The 15,381-nt window shown below is 38.7% G+C and carries 15 protein-coding genes; 6 read left to right on the forward strand and 9 right to left on the reverse strand.

All coding sequences use genetic code 11. The features are described from left to right. Window positions 1-14 precede the first annotated feature (14 nt). On the reverse strand, window positions 15-1,799 hold the full coding sequence (locus F907_RS04380) for an ABC transporter substrate-binding protein (RefSeq protein WP_016652885.1): 1,785 nt from the start codon (window positions 1,797-1,799) through the stop codon (window positions 15-17). A gap of 655 nt (window positions 1,800-2,454) precedes the next feature. On the opposite strand from F907_RS04380, the gene F907_RS04375 reads away from it, so the two are divergent. The 5 genes from F907_RS04375 (at window position 2,455) to F907_RS04355 (ending at window position 7,791) form a co-directional block, all read left to right on the forward strand. Then, on the forward strand, window positions 2,455-5,133 hold the full coding sequence (locus tag F907_RS04375; protein ID WP_032862293.1) for a TonB-dependent receptor: 2,679 nt from the start codon (window positions 2,455-2,457) through the stop codon (window positions 5,131-5,133). A gap of 148 nt (window positions 5,134-5,281) precedes the next feature. Further along, on the forward strand, window positions 5,282-5,995 hold the full coding sequence (locus F907_RS04370; RefSeq protein ID WP_016652887.1) for an energy transducer TonB: 714 nt from the start codon (window positions 5,282-5,284) through the stop codon (window positions 5,993-5,995). A gap of 42 nt (window positions 5,996-6,037) precedes the next feature. Continuing rightward, entirely contained in the window at window positions 6,038-6,913 is an 876-nt protein-coding gene (locus F907_RS04365; RefSeq protein WP_016652888.1) for a MotA/TolQ/ExbB proton channel family protein, read from the forward strand. A gap of 11 nt (window positions 6,914-6,924) precedes the next feature. Then, window positions 6,925-7,350, forward strand: a complete 426-nt coding sequence (locus F907_RS04360) for an ExbD/TolR family protein (protein ID WP_004914066.1) — start codon at window positions 6,925-6,927, stop codon at window positions 7,348-7,350. Between the two features lie 21 nt (window positions 7,351-7,371). Next, complete coding sequence (locus F907_RS04355) at window positions 7,372-7,791, forward strand: ExbD/TolR family protein (RefSeq protein ID WP_016652889.1); 420 nt, start codon at window positions 7,372-7,374, stop codon at window positions 7,789-7,791. A 75-nt stretch (window positions 7,792-7,866) separates the two neighbouring features. On the opposite strand, the gene F907_RS04350 is transcribed toward F907_RS04355, so the two are convergent. From F907_RS04350 to F907_RS04320, 7 genes are all read right to left on the reverse strand, one after another. Further along, complete coding sequence (locus F907_RS04350; RefSeq protein WP_016652890.1) at window positions 7,867-8,535, reverse strand: hypothetical protein; 669 nt, start codon at window positions 8,533-8,535, stop codon at window positions 7,867-7,869. A 16-nt stretch (window positions 8,536-8,551) separates the two neighbouring features. Continuing rightward, on the reverse strand, window positions 8,552-9,049 hold the full coding sequence (locus F907_RS04345; RefSeq protein ID WP_016652891.1) for an SMI1/KNR4 family protein: 498 nt from the start codon (window positions 9,047-9,049) through the stop codon (window positions 8,552-8,554). Next, window positions 9,033-9,692 carry a dethiobiotin synthase gene (gene bioD, locus F907_RS04340; protein WP_016652892.1) on the reverse strand — a complete coding sequence of 220 codons (660 nt, stop codon included), beginning with the start codon at window positions 9,690-9,692 and terminating at the stop codon, window positions 9,033-9,035. The genes F907_RS04345 and bioD overlap by 17 nt, the downstream gene beginning before the upstream one ends. Beyond that, window positions 9,689-10,441: a malonyl-ACP O-methyltransferase BioC gene (gene bioC / locus F907_RS04335; protein ID WP_016652893.1), complete on the reverse strand. Its 753-nt coding sequence runs from the start codon at window positions 10,439-10,441 to the stop codon at window positions 9,689-9,691. The genes bioD and bioC overlap by 4 nt, the downstream gene beginning before the upstream one ends. Continuing rightward, window positions 10,438-11,592 (reverse strand): 8-amino-7-oxononanoate synthase, encoded by a 1,155-nt coding sequence (locus tag F907_RS04330; RefSeq protein ID WP_016652894.1) that lies wholly within the window; start codon window positions 11,590-11,592, stop codon window positions 10,438-10,440. The genes bioC and F907_RS04330 overlap by 4 nt, the downstream gene beginning before the upstream one ends. Further along, window positions 11,579-12,874 (reverse strand): adenosylmethionine--8-amino-7-oxononanoate transaminase, encoded by a 1,296-nt coding sequence (bioA, locus tag F907_RS04325; protein ID WP_016652895.1) that lies wholly within the window; start codon window positions 12,872-12,874, stop codon window positions 11,579-11,581. The genes F907_RS04330 and bioA overlap by 14 nt, the downstream gene beginning before the upstream one ends. 352 nt (window positions 12,875-13,226) lie before the next feature. Further along, window positions 13,227-13,940, reverse strand: a complete 714-nt coding sequence (locus F907_RS04320) for an alpha/beta hydrolase family protein (protein WP_032862337.1) — start codon at window positions 13,938-13,940, stop codon at window positions 13,227-13,229. 195 nt (window positions 13,941-14,135) lie between these two features. Here F907_RS04320 and F907_RS04315 point away from each other — a divergent pair, with 195 nt between their 5' ends. Next, entirely contained in the window at window positions 14,136-14,714 is a 579-nt protein-coding gene (locus tag F907_RS04315; protein ID WP_016652897.1) for a peroxiredoxin, read from the forward strand. A gap of 52 nt (window positions 14,715-14,766) precedes the next feature. On the opposite strand, the gene ftn is transcribed toward F907_RS04315, so the two are convergent. Beyond that, window positions 14,767-15,231 carry a heteropolymeric bacterioferritin subunit Ftn gene (ftn, locus tag F907_RS04310; RefSeq protein WP_016652898.1) on the reverse strand — a complete coding sequence of 155 codons (465 nt, stop codon included), beginning with the start codon at window positions 15,229-15,231 and terminating at the stop codon, window positions 14,767-14,769. Window positions 15,232-15,381 lie beyond the last annotated feature (150 nt).

Raw genomic sequence — 15,381 nt, forward strand, 5'->3', positions numbered from 1 at the left:
CATACACGTATCACTTATTTTTGATTTGGTGAAACAATATCTAAGTATTGCCAGTTGGTATTCATAATTGGATGAGCTTTAAAGCCCTTCACCTCAGGATGAATCAACCAGTTCCGAATCCGTGTATCTTGTAAAATCCACGTTCCATCGGCTTCAATTTGGCGACTCATTTTTTCATAGAATGGCATACGTTTTTCAGGGGCTTGCTGCATCGCCTGTTTATATAAATTGTCATAAGCAGCTGACTGATAACAGGATTGATTACCACGACCAACATTCGGACCATAAAGCAATTGCGTGAAATTTTCACCCTCTGGATAATCCGCATGCCATGCTCCACTCCACATCATGTATTGACACTGGGTTGCGGCTTTTAAGTTATCGGCAAAATTACTGACTTTAAAGTCTGCCCGAATCCCGATTGCATCTAAATTTTTCTTCCACAATTCAGAATACATCACGGAAGCTGTACCACTCTCGGTATTTATTTTTAAGGTTAAAGGCTTCCCATTGGGCAAATTACGATAGCCATCTGGGCCTTTTTTATAGCCAAAATGATCAAGTAATTTATTGGCTAACACTGGATTGTAACCAATACTACTGCGATAATTCGGGTTATGACCGTTAATGCCTGAAGGTACCAACATTTCAGCCTTAACCGCCTGTCCTTTTCTTAAGATACGAATATATTCATTGACATTAAAAGACATCGCAATTGCACGTCTTAATGCAATTTTATCGAGGCTATTACCACCCACCACAGGATCACGCATATTCAACATCGAATAGGTGATCTCTGCCTCTTTATTGGCATAGAGACGTATCCCCTGTTTTTGTATTTCTGCTTTTAACTGATTATTTTGATCCAGCACTTTAGGAATTGCACTTGAAGTGACCTTATCAAAATCGAGTTGCTTAGACTGAAAAGCGAGCCAACGTGATTGTTCTTCTTCGATAATACTGATATTGACCTTGCCAATTTGCGGCATTTGCTTGCCACTCATGTCTTTAACCAGCTGGTTATCCCATGCTGTGCCTGTCGATTTAAAATTCCAGACAAAACCACGATAATCTGGATTGGCAACCAATTCGATCTTGCTGCGGGGGACATACTTACTCAGCATATAAGGTCCCGTCCCCACAGGATGCATAGCCAGACGATCTTTATAATAATCAACCACTTCACGAGCAGTAGCACCAAACGTACTATAAGCTAGAATATAGGGAAAGTTATAATCAGATTGAGTCAAGGTAAATTGAAGTGTGTATCGATCTAAGGCTTTTACTCCCTCAATCTTGGCATCATAATTGAAGCGACCTGTTTGCTTCGCTTGCTCAACGAAGGCATCTGCACCCACAATTTTATGGTCAATAAATGCATATGAAGAAGAATGATTTTTAGGATCTAAAATACGTTTGACCGAATACACATAGTCTTCTGCAATTAACTCTCTACGCAAACCTTTAAATGCTGGATCAGCAGTAAAATAAATACCTGGTTTTATTTTAAATATATAAACTTTCCCATTTTCTTTGATCATAGGCATGCTTTGTGCTGTAGCTGGAACCAACTTGACAGGATTAGCTAGATAATCGTATTGCAGCAATCTCTCAAAAATAACATCGGCTACATTACCGCTATAAAAATTAAAAGTTTTGACCATATCAAAACCATCGTCAGGTGCTTCAAATGCGATTCGAAGCACCTTATCCGCTTGCGCTGGAGTTTTAGCGTTTCCCAAAGGAGCAAATACAATAACGGTTGAGAACAAAGCGACCGTAAAAAATTTAGACTTCAATTCAATGCTCACATTATCGTTTTTTAACAAATACTAAACTTTTGCATAGTATTCAACCACTCATCGATCTCACCTGTCTGACTTAATCCAATGATCTTGTTCACAAAAATGAATGGATTGTGATATTTTTACCAATCATAAAAATGATTCAGATGTAAAACCGACATCAAGACCCAAAATTACAATGCTAATTTCATGCCACTTTTCAAACAAATTTTAAATAGAAAAATTAGACTCCCATCTATTCACCCATCTAATCAATATTTATTTATCCTAATTAAAAGTAACTTTATGCAAAATCTCATTTTTTCATAATATTCTTAACAATTAAAATAAAAATCTATAAATACATGTTTTAAAATACATAAAAACAAAATGCACCAAATAAATGCAGATAAAAATTAACATGTTTCATTTTAACACCATGTCTAAAACCTAGAAAAATGTAAAAAAATGCCAATAAAAAATATTTTTATAAATTCATAATTTTTTAATAAATAGTAAAAATATGAAAAGCTTATTCAATAAAACTAGAACGCTTTTACACAATTTATTCTAGATTAAACCTGATCCAAAAATGTATTTGGCACATGTCTTGCTAAAACGCTCTTGTTCAGTCTTTAAGAGTGACAATCCACTAGGGGTTATAAATTTAATGAAAAAAACCAATTTCGTTCAATCAAATGCTATGCCAAAAGCGAGCAAAACCATACTCAAACTCAGTACCCTGAGTCTAAGTATGTTGTGTTTAACCATGGCTCATGCTGCTGAGGCCGAATCGCCTTCCGAGGAAAAAGCAGCCAAAGTCGTCAAAGTTGCCGTTACAGGATCATCGATTAAAGGCGTTACTGCACAGAGTGCATCTCCGATCACGGTGATTAGAGCAGATGACCTTGTAAAGCAAGGTGTTACGACGGTAGAAGAAGCTTTAACCAAGGTTAGTGCCAATCAAGCAGGGTTTTCTACAGCTCAAAATGTAGGTGCAAGTAATACCGAGGGTTCTTCTGCGAATCTTCGAGCATTAGGTACGGATAAAACATTAATATTATTAAATGGTCGACGTTTAGCATACAGTCCATTTAGTACCTCAACCACAAACCTAAATATTATTCCAATGGCAATGGTTGATCGTATTGAGATTTTACGTGATGGTGCTTCGGCAACTTATGGTGCGGATGCAATTGCTGGAGTAATCAACTTTATCACCAAGAAGTCTTTTGAAGGTTTAAATATTAGTGCTGGCTTTATTCAACCAGAACAAAGTGGTGGCGATAAACAAGACATTTCAATTTTCGGGGGTTATGGTGATCTTGATGAACAAGGCTTTAATCTTATGGGGGTTATTGACTATCGTCGTTCAAATGACATTATGGCGAAAGACCGTAAAATTAGCCGACGCGGTGGTTTAATACCGGAGCTTGGTATTGATGGAACTTCTGCAAATGGTTTCCCAGCAAATTTTCGTGATCCTGCTACAGGAGCTCTTGGTAATCCTTATGGCAATCTAAACTGTAATAATGCACCAAATACTATCGCTGATGGTGGGCTCTGCTATCTCAACACACAAGCATTGATCGGAATTGTACCAAAAACAGAAACAATATCTGCTTTAGGACGAGGTACGTTCAAATTAAATGATAATTTCAATGCCATCGCTGAATATGTTTACTCACGAAATGAAGTGACTACATCAATCGCACCTGATGTTTACAGCCGCTCCGTTACTCTTCCTTCTACAAGCCCATACTATCCTGGTAATGGCATAACTCCTGCTGTCGCTGGTTTAAGTGGTGAACCCCTAGAACTCTATTTAAGATCACAAGCTGGAAACCGTATATCGAATCCAGTGAATGAATCACATCGGGCGTTAATCTCTTTAGAAGGTGAAGCTTACGGTTGGGATATCAATACAGGTTTATCTTATGCACGTAGCGAAGCGACAGACGGTTTTGCTGGAGGGTACTTAAACAAAAGTAAACTCCAAGCTGCTTTAAACAATGGAACCATCAATCCATTTGGTCCTAGTGAAAATCAAGAGCTTTGGAAGTCCTTTGAAGTAAAAGGCGATACCAACACCGGTACGCTCACAGCCACCACTTTTGACTTTACTATTAGTCGCCCAATTTACACTTTACCTGCTGGTGATGTTGGCTTTGCTTTTGGAGGTAGTTTTAGTAAACAGGACTGGAAAGCCAATGTGAACTCAGAAATCGTCAGCCAAGTTCCTGGTAGCGGTATTGATCCTAGTAAACCTGAAAGCAAAGGTAAGAGAGATATCACCGCAGCTTTTGCAGAACTACATGTTCCAATTACCAAAACCTTAGAAGCGCAACTTGCTGCTCGTTATGATGATTATAGTGATTTTGGTGATACATTTAATCCTAAAATCGCTTTCCGCTGGGAACCAATTAAACAATTAATGTTCCGTACCTCATACAGTACTGGTTTCCGAGCGCCAAGTTTATACGACATTAATGCACCTCAAAGTAAAACTTATACAGGCGCTCGCTACGATGACCCTGTGTTATGCCCAAGCGGAAAAGCAATAGCACCAGAATATCAAACTGAATGTAATACCCAATTCTACCGTACACAAGGTGGAACAAAAGACTTACAACCTGAGGAATCAACCTCAATTACTGCCGGTTTCGTCTTAGAGCCAATCAAAAATTTAGTTTTTTCAGCTGATTACTACAATATCAAAATTGATGGTTTGATTAGTAGCATTAGTGAAACGATGATTTTTAGTGATCCTACAAAATATGCTGATCGTTTTATTCGTGGGACTGATGGTCGATTGGAATATATCAACAGCGCATTAACAAATATGGGTGGAGTTAAAACTGAAGGTATTGATTTAGCGCTAAATTATCTTTCACCGATGACTTCTACTGGTCGTTTTGGCTTCGGTATTGATGGCACATATGTTATCAAATACGACCGTCAAGAAGAGAAAGGTGGTGCATGGGAAGGTTATGTTGGTAAATACGATGATCCAGCAATCTTACGTTGGAAACATGTTGCCAATCTTAACTGGAGCTACGAAAACTGGAAAATGGTCTTCGAGCAAGAGTTCTACCGTGGCTATAAAGATCAAAACCAAATTGGTGATGAGAAATATGATAATCACCGCGTAAGTGACTATACCCTGTACAACGTTTCAGGAACGTATAAAGGCTTTAAAAATCTAGAATTGACTGCTGGTATCAAAAATCTATTTGATGCTGAACCTTCTGCTTCGAATGTGCTCGATAACTTCCAATATGGTTATGACCCTCGCTATAGCGACGTAACGGGACGTGCATATTTCCTCAGAGGCACTTATAAATTCTAAAACTATAACCACTGCAAGATGTTCCTTTTTATCTTGTAGTGGTTCAACGTAATCCTGATGTCTATATAAGATAAAAATTGCTATCAAGATTTTCAATCTAGCCTAAATATTTTTATATAACTCAGCGATTACATTTTCAGGAGCAATTATGGGCATACCCTTTGCTGAAAGTGAAAATCAATCTGCTAAACGTCTCGTCGGACTTGGTCTAGTTTTATTTTTACATCTTGTGATCGCCTATATTTTAGTAACAAGTTTAACCACTGATTTTACTAAACCAGTCGAGAAGCCTGTAGAACTTCAGATTATTCAATATATTGAACCACCACCACCTCCTCCCCCTCCACCCAAACCTGAGGAAAAACCACCTGAACTACCCAAAATGGTTGAGAAAGTGGCAAAAATGCCTGATCCGCCTAAGCAGGTGGAGAAAGTAACGCCTATTGCAAAACCAACACCTACACAACCAACCAAAACTTCAGTGGCAACACCTGCACCTGTCACAGCGGCTTCTCCAAGTCCTAGCCCTGTTGCTGCTCCAGTTGCAGCTGCTGCTCCCCCAGCACCTGCAAAACCAGCTGGAATTTCACGAGGAGTTTCTGAAGGTGAAGCCGGTTGTAAAGAACCTGGTTATCCACGTGAACAGGAAATGGCTGGTGAAGAAGGTACTGTGCGTATGCGCTTACTTGTGGATAGCTCGGGCAAAGTAATCGATGCAAAAGTCAAAAAATCTAGTGGTGTACGTGAGTTAGATAAAGCCGCGACCAAAGCTTATAGCTTATGTAGCTTCACACCAGCGATGAAAGACGGTGTACCTCAACAAGATTGGTATGAAATCGAATACACATTCAAGATTTCTTAATAAATATAGAAGTGAATTAAACAATTTTTTGGAGAATTTAAAATGAATACAACTGTAAAAACAATCTCTCGATTTGCTGCGATTGGTCTTATCTCAACCAGCACCTTGCTTCCAATTAGTTCTGTTTGGGCTGAAGAAACCACTCAACCCACAGCTGTAACTACGGTCGCGACTGATGCAACAACACAATCATCACCAACACCACCACCTCTTCCTGCGACTGAAGAAAAAGTGCATAACCCTTATGGCTTAGAAGCTTTATGGCGTGAGGGTGATCTCGTTGCAAAAACAACCTTATTCATCCTTGTTTTAATGTCAATTGGTACGTGGTACATCATCCTTTCAAAACTATTTCAGCAAAGCAAAATCAAACGCCATGGTACTGAAGCTGAACGTAACTTTTGGGAAGCAGATACGTTAAATAGCGCAAAAGAAAGCTTAGACCCTAGCAGCACGTATCGCTACATCGCTGAAAAAGGTATTCACTCAACCAAACATCATGATGGCACCTTATTAGAACGCATTGATTTCAACACATGGGTAACGATTTCGATTCAACGTGCGATTGATAAAGTACAAAGCCATTTAGGTAACGGCTTGGCATTCCTTGCAACAGTGGGTTCAACTGCACCTTTCGTTGGCTTATTTGGAACAGTTTGGGGAATTTATCACGCATTGACTGCGATCGGCATTTCAGGACAAGCATCAATTGATAAAGTTGCTGGGCCTGTAGGTGAAGCACTGATTATGACCGCAATTGGCCTTGCAGTCGCTGTTCCAGCTGTACTTGGTTATAACTGGTTAACCCGTCGCAATAAAGCTGTCATGGACAATGTCCGTTCATTTGGCTCTGACTTACATGCAGTTTTACTCAGTGGCGAATTACGCAGCAATCCTGTCAATCGTGATTCTAAATAAGGAATACGATTATGGGCATGATGATAAATTCAGATCAAAGTGATGATGATGTGATCGGCACGATTAACACCACTCCGCTTGTGGACATCATGCTGGTGCTTTTGATTATCTTTTTAATCACTGTTCCAGTGGTCACACATACGGTTCCTGTAAAGTTACCTGAAGAAAAGAACACACCTTACGCCACCACCCCTCAAAATATTCAACTTTCAGTCAACAAAACTGGCGATATTTTTTGGAATGAACAATACGTTGCAAATAAAGAAACTTTACTTGCTCGTTTACAAGTTGAGGCACAAAAGCGCCCGCAACCTGAAGTTCATATTCGTGGTGATCAATTGACACACTACGCTGCAATTGATCAGGTAATTAGCACCACCCAACAAGCGGGTATTGGCAAAATCGCATTTGTCACTACCCCGCCTAGTTCACCTTAATCAGACGATAAGGAGTTAGTCATGGGTATGAATGTCGGACCAAAAAGTGGCGAAGATGATGTGATGCTCGATGTCAACATGACACCTTTAATTGATGTCATGCTGGTGTTATTGATTATGTTCATCATCACAATTCCAATCCCAAACAATGCCATTAATATCAATTTACCTAATGGCGCACCACCGCCACCAACCGATCAGAAACCACCTGAAACCATCAACTTAAGAGTCGATGCACAAGGTCGTATTTTCTGGAACGATCAAGCTGTTGATGATCGCCAAGCATTGAAGGTTTTGTTTGAATCTGTTGCGCAAAAAGCTGATCAGGATCAGATCAAGTTTAAACCTGATCCTCAAGCCGAATATAAAAATATTGCTATGGTGATGGCATTAGCTCAGCAAAGCAAAGTCACTAAAATAGGAATCGTGAGTAATAACTAGAAAAATAAACACTAACTATTAGGCTTCACAATTCTAAGTTCCTCCTGTGCTAACAAGTCCGCTTGTTAGCTTTTTTTATTTAATTTCACTAATGACGATTGGGAGAACCAAACTATTTACTTTGTATCCTTTAGGCTTGTCATTACAAGCATTTCCTGTCACCGTCGTTTTCACAACGTAAGGCGAATACGGCATCACGTTTAAATAACCCGTATTATCTGATCCAGTACGACAATCCTCTGCATCAAGTTTTTCGTCATAGCGACCAGCATTAGAAGACTCTTGAACTTCAGTAATCAACTTGGCATTCCATTGGCTCAAATAAACTAAACTTTTAGTAGCTTCAACAGTTCCTTGTCCCGAACCAGCACTTTCGATTTCAACCAGTTCGATCGATTTACCTTTATACATCGTTGGATGAACTTTAAATGTATTCGATTGACCACCAAACTCTTTTAAAATTTTTGCTTGTTTGAGCTTTGGTCGAGTCAATACATAACCCGCCCAAAAGTTACGCCCAGCATTTTCAAAACTAACACCAGACAAATAAGCTTCTTCGCCAGAAATTAATTTTACTTTTTCCGTGTGATCAATCTGAATGGCTTGCTGAGGATTCGCATTTGAATCTTGTAAATTAGTGATCCAACTAATGATAGTCTTATCTGACGGTATAGCAGCATGTACTACTGAAAGCGATGAACTCAATAAAAATACTGAACTGACTAGATAGTATTTGTTATCCACGAATAATCCCTCTCTCTTATTCCCAAAATTTTTGACCTAATTTACTTACATACTCTGTAATAAAACTATAGAAATTTATTTCAAGATTATTCCAATTATTTCTGCTATCTAATGGCCTTACAATCATCATAGAACCATAATCATTTTTTGATGGATCAGTTCTTAATAATAAAAGATCACTATCACCCAAAAACTCACCAATAATTAAATCCCCTTTTAAATAACCACTATTTCCTTCTATGAAATCTCGTGTTTTCTGTTGAATTAAAAAAGCATCCAACAATTGCAATCCCCATTGACCATACACAATATCTTCAAATAGATAAGCTCCATTTGCTAATTTGTAAAACTCAGCAAACTCTTTTGGTAAATCAATAAGAAGCTCTTCTATCCCGATAAAACCATGAAAAAATTGGCACCTAAAAAGTAGGTCGCGAGAGACAGCCTCTATATATTTTGGAATTGTCCAATCTTTTTTTATTTCACTAATCAGTTCTTTAAATAATTTTTCCATTTAAAAACTTTTCCAAATCAATCCATTGAGCATCAGGAAAATGCTTTGCCAAATAAGCTTTTAAATAATCCGCTGTATCTTTAGAAATAAGTGGATCTTTCGATTCATCTTTTAAGTTATATACCAAAGCATGCAAACTCAAACCACGATGTTTTAAAGCTTCTAAACTCAACAATGTGTGGTTAATGCTTCCCAAACGTCCAGAAGTCACCAAAATCACAGGAAATTGATGTTGAGCAATATAATCAATGGTCAATAACTCTGTGGTTAAAGGCACCATTAAACCGCCCGCACCCTCTAATAGCACCACATCAAAACGCTGAGCTAGCTCTTTAGTTGAAGCTTCGATCTTGGCAAAATCTAACTCACGCCCATCCAAACGTGTAGCTAAATGTGGCGAGGCAGGATAGCTAAAAATTTCAGGCATGGTCAATTTTTCATGATCTTCCTGAAACCAACCACTTCCCATAATTTCACGGTGTTTTTCGATGTCTTCAGACACATCGACATTACCCGTTTGTACTAATTTCTGGGTGATAACACGCTGCCCTTGTTCGGTCCAAAGTTTGGCAAGATAACCTGTGGCATAAGTTTTACCAATTTCAGTATCAATACCGCTGACAAAATAAATTGCTGCACTCATGCTATTCTCCGCGCAATCACATAGATCGGGTGATAAGTCAGGCTAAAACCCTGCTCACCATAAAACTGTTGATAATCTAAATAAAACTGCTGCAACGATTGCTTATTCCAACGATGCGATTTTGCTGTTGCGGTCACGCCTGTCGCTTTTAAATGCTGCAATACCGATTTTGGATGATCAAAATAAATCTGCTTCACTTCTTGCTCAATGAACAGCACTTCAAAGTTTTGCTGTTCAAGCTGTCGTTTTAAAAACTCTAGGCTAATATAATTTAAGCCTTGTCCTGTCAACTGCTTAATTTCAGTGAGATTATCTGACCCAAAAGTGGAAAAACCGAAATATGCATTGGGTTTTAAAGCATCATGAATTCGGTGCAATAACGTAGGTAGATCAGTCATCCACTGTAATGCTGAACTAGAAATCACTGCATCTAAGGACTGCGGTAAATGCAGTTGCTCAATATCTCCGATCAACCAAGCTATATTTTCAATCGTTGAAAAATGCTGATAGACATCCTCATAAAGATCATTTAAAAATAGTTGATCAACTTGAAAATAAGAATGAAATAAGTGAGTTAAATTACCCGAACCGCAGCCAATCTCAAGCACAGAGGCTAAGTTCTGCGGACAATACACTTTAAGGTATTTAAATAATTGTGCACTAATCTGTTTCTGTACCACAGCATGCTCGACATAGCTTTGCCCTGCTTTGGCAAAACGTTGGGCAACCAGTGCTTTATTAATACTCACAAATACTCCACTAGTTGTTGCAATTCATTTTTTTGCACCAAAGAGGTTAATGAAATTCGCAGGCGTGAACTATTTTGTGGCACTGTTGGTGGGCGTACTGGCATAGCATAAAAACCTTGTTGTTGTACATAGCGTGCTTTTTCAATGGCCGCTTGGCTTTCACCTACGATAACTGGAATGATATGACTGCTCGATGGGCTTGAAAAACCTTTTGCAATTACCGCTTGCTGTAAATACTGACTGATCTCGGCCAAGTGCTGACGCTGTTGCTGCATCCTCAATACTTTATTAAGAATAAAATCGGACCATGCCATTGAGATCGGTGGCAATGCGGTACTAAAAATCAATGGACGCATTTTATTGATCAGATAATCACGGATAATCGAATCACAAATGATATAACCGCCCACTGAGGCAATTGCTTTGCCAAAGGTTCCCACCAAGAAATCAATCTGATCCAATACGCCATATTGTTCAGCACAACCCAAACCTTGCTCTCCCCTAACCCCAATCGCATGTGCTTCATCGACATACAACATGGTTTTGGCAAAGCGCTGCTTTAACTGCGCCAATGCAGCTAAATCCGTTTCGTCGCCATCCATACTAAAAATACTTTCAGTCACCACAATAATGCGTTCAACTTGTTCATCTTGATGATACTTTTGCAATAACTGTTCCAGATGCTGCAAATCATTATGGCGATAACGCACATATTGAGCATTCGATAATCGAATGCCATCAATCATACTGGCATGCACTAATTTATCGGCCAGAATCACGGTTTTGCTATCACATAAGGCTGGCAAAATACCGATATTCATGTGGTAGCCACTATTAAAGAGTAAGGCAGCTCGACCAAAGGCTATGCTTAGGCTATTTTCAAATTGTTCATATTCTGCAAAATTACCCGTCAGTAAGCGTGAAGAAGATGAGCTAAACAGTGCACGGTCGATTTGCAAAGTATCAAGAAATTCTTCTCTTAAACTTAAATCAGCGGCTAAACCTAAATAATCATTGGATGCCAAATTCAACATGGTTCGATCTTGAATAGTAATCCATCGTCCTTGCTGTTGATTTGAAGTAAATTGGCGAAAATTACCTTGCTGTTTGAGCTGGTCAAGCTGCTCGGCATAATGATCAAGCAAGGACATTGGCATTTGCTCCTTGCATATTTTTTACCACTTCACTCATCTCTGCTAATAAATAATGGAGTTCGTCATTTGTGATCACATACGGCGGCATTACATAGACCAATTTACCAAAGGGTCGTACCCAAATACCCCGTTCAACAAACTGCTGCTGCAAGGTTTTCATATCAACATTAAAGGTTAATTCAACCACCCCAATCGCACCTAGAACACGTACATCAGCAACGTGATCAAGCTGTGCTAAATCACTTAATTGCTCAACAAGAATCTTTTCAATACGTTGAATATTGGCTGGCCAATCCTGTTCTACCAATACTTGGGTACTTCTTAAAGCAACTGCACAGGCCAATGGATTCGCCATAAAGGTCGGGCCATGCATAAACACGCCCGCTTCACCGTGACTAATGGTTTCAGCTACCCGCTTAGTTGTTAAGGTGGCAGACAGTGTCATATAGCCGCCTGTTAAGCCCTTACCAATACACATAATGTCGGGTTCAACTTGGGCATGTTCCCAAGCAAACATTTTACCTGTACGTCCAAAACCCGTAGCAATCTCATCAAAGATCAGCAATAAATTGTATTGCTTACATAAAGCTTTGGCCTGACGTAAATATTCAGGATGATAAAAACGCATCCCAGCTGCACCCTGAACAATTGGCTCAATAATCAGGGCGGCAATAGTGTGATGATGCTGTTCAATCTGCTGTTTGAGCTCCTGAACATCTTGTGGATCCCATTCACCATCGAAGCGGCTTTGTGGCGCGGGTACAAAGATTCGATTCGGTAAACTGCTACCAAAAATCTGATGCATTCCGGTGACAGGATCACACACCGACATCGCATTCCATGTATCGCCATGATAGCCAGAACGGGTGGTAATAAAGTTGGTTTTCTCAGGTAGATGCAATGCAGCCCAATACTGCACTGCCATTTTTAAAGCCACTTCAACCGAAACAGAACCTGAATCTGCGTAGAAAATCTTATCCAAACTCGATGGCGTAATTTTTAATAGTAATTTACCTAATTCAATTGCAGGGTCATGGGTCAGACCGCCAAACATGATATGCGCCATGTTTTGCAATTGGTCAGCAACTGCCTTGTTTAGTTCTGGATGGTTATAGCCATGAATCGCACACCACCATGACGACATGCCATCAACCAAAGTTCGCCCATCTTCTAATTCAATGGTTGCGCCATAGGCACGTTTCACTTTAAAAGTTGGCAATGGATTTAACATCGAAGTATAGGGATGCCATATATGTTCTAAATCAAATAAATCGGTCATCCTCTACCTCATTTGCTGCTATTTCAAAATTTTCCATCAGCCTAATCACACTTTTCGATACTCGGAAATGTCATCTGCAACCTGCGTGATATAAACAAGATACAAGGCTTAGTACACTAGATCAAAAGAAAAAGTGAAAGAAGTGAACAGGTTTTGCAGATGACAAATGGTTTTGCCTACTTTTCCCGAAATGAGAAACATCGTTTCGTAAGGTAGGTCGCCGAAGGCATATCCTGAAAATGGATGAGTACTCGGCACGATTCCGTTAGATCTATAAAATAGGTTTTATCTTAAACTTGTCAGAACCTAAAATATATTGCGAGAACTCTCAATTCAAGCAAGATTAAACCGTCTATTGAATAAAATCTTCAATTATTTGCACAGTCTGCTCCACCATAAAGCATGGAAAACCATGTGAAGCTCCTTCAACAGAAACGATAGATGAATTATTTGCAGCTAAATCTTTAGTTTTTTGCATAACTTGGTAAGGAACTAAAGCATCATACTCGGCAAAGACATGCAACTGCTTACCCTGATAATTTTTATACATTTCAACCAGATTTAATTGCTCCAGCAACTGCAACCCATCCCGAAGCAAAGCAATTGGTTGTGGACGAATCAATTTCTGCATAGCCACGAAGTCTTTTTTTGCCGAACTTGTACCTTGACAGACCAATAAGCCAAACCGTTTTAGCGTAGTAATGGCATCCTGTTCAAATGATTGTTTAAATTGCATAAAAGTTTCAACAGGCATGGCAGTCATCCAATCTGCTTGAGCAACAAAACATGGATTCGATGCTAAAGTGATTAAAACTTTCTGTTCAGCATATTGTTGTTGTATTTGATTGACCAAGATTGTTGCCAGTTGTCCGCCAAGCGACCATCCGATAATTACATCATATTTAACCGCAAGTTCAACATGCTGTTGCAAGATGTCACCATCCAGCGCATTAAAGATATTAAGCCGCTCAACACTATGTCCCTTTTGTTCTAAAGCCTCATGTAAAGGTTTTAATAATTCAGCACCACCGCCCCATCCAGTAATGAGTAGAATCTTATAGGTCACGTGCTTGCTCATCTCCAAAAACTTCAATGCAGTATAATCTCCGATTTATACGAGTCATTATTTTCCTAATCAATCCCTTTCATGATGCTTTGCTCAAAAGACACCATAAAACGGATCAAAATTCTTTAAAGAATTTTCTAACCCATATGATTTCGAAATTTGCTAAAGTAGAGTCTATTACACTTTGAGATCAATATGATGAATACGATAAAGTCCAAAGTTATTATTTTATGCAGTACGTTTTTCTTACTTGGTATCCCTAGCCTTAGTACAGCGCAAACTTCTATTTTTTCTAAGCAAAATACAGCTCAAAAAGAATGGGTTGGACAGTCTGCACCAGATTTTAAACTGCAAGATCAAAGTGGCAAATGGCACACTTTGAACCAATACAAAGGCAAGTGGATTGTACTTTATTTCTACCCTAAAGATGACACTGCTGGCTGTACACAAGAGGCTAATCAGTTTAAATCACTTTATCCTCAATTCTTAAAATCGAATGCAGTAGTATTGGGTGTCAGCTTGGATGATGTTGCATCACACCAGAAGTTTTCACAAAAGCTCGGTTTACCGTTCCCAATCTTGGCAGATGAAAAAGGCGAACTTGCTGGAAAATTTGGCATTGTTAGAAACCTCGGGATTACAAAAATTGCTAAACGTGAGAGTTTCTTGATTAATCCTCAAGGTGCAATTATGTATCACTACACGAGTGTGAATACGCAAACGCATGCTGATCAAGTATTAAAAGATTTAAAAGAAGCCCAAACTAAAAAATAATTCATAAATAAAAAACTCAGCAGGTGCTGAGTTTTTTATTTATTCGAAAATCTTAAATTTGCGATTGAATATAATTTTGCAAACCAATTAATTCAATTAAACGCAATTGTTTTTCTAACCAATACGTATGATCTTCTTCTGTGTCCGAAAGCTGCTGACGCAACATATCACGACTAATGTAATCACCTTTATCTTCACAAAGCTTAATGCCTGTCGCTAGTTTTTCACGCACATGATATTCAAGTGCTAAATCAGCTTTTAAACAACTTACGACATCTGTACCCACATTAATATCTTCACGATTCATATTCGGTTGAGCGCCCAAAAATAAAACACGGCGAATGATTGAATCAGCATGTGAAGCTTCTTCTTGCATTTCATGATCAATACGCTCACAAATTTTACTTAAGCCCCAATCTTCGTACATTCTTGAATGAATTAAATATTGATCACGAGCAGCCAATTCACCGCCAATGAGCATATTTAAATAGTCGATGACTTCTGGATTGCCACGCATAATATTTACTCCTATCGAATAATAATATTATGGTGAACTTAAATCATATTTGCAAAATTAAATTGTGTAAGTTTATGATTTTTATCAAATTAAAATGAGAAACATACGCATTTACAGTTTTAATTCGCCTAATTTATCTAAATAAAAGAA

The sequence above is a fragment of the Acinetobacter colistiniresistens genome (assembly GCF_000413935.1).
Taxonomy (GTDB): domain Bacteria; phylum Pseudomonadota; class Gammaproteobacteria; order Pseudomonadales; family Moraxellaceae; genus Acinetobacter; species Acinetobacter colistiniresistens.